At 67.1% G+C, this 286-nt stretch carries 1 protein-coding gene; it reads left to right on the forward strand.

The genetic code is table 11. The features are described from left to right. A partial coding sequence (locus tag AC1RPH_RS08245) for a DDE-type integrase/transposase/recombinase (RefSeq protein WP_481762101.1) occupies positions 1-286 on the forward strand: 286 nt, incomplete at both ends.

The raw sequence follows: 286 nt of genomic DNA on the forward strand, positions 1-286 counted from the left end.
GCCGGCAAGCGGGCAAGAAGAACAACAACGGACACGGTCGCAGCGGCCGCGGCTACTCCTTCCTGCACCACGCCGTCGACGACCACTCCCGGCTCGCATACTCCGAGATCCACACCGACGAACGCAAAAAGACCGCCGCCGGGTTCTGGCAGCGCGCCAACGCCTTCTTCACTGCCGCCGGGATCACCGTCACAGAGGTCATGACCGACAACGGCGCCTGCTACCGCTCACGCGACTTCGCCGCCGCGCTCGGCCCAATCACCCACCGGTTCACTCGCCCCTACCG

The sequence above is a fragment of the Dellaglioa sp. CoH-57-MRSF-16 genome (genome assembly GCF_056782055.1).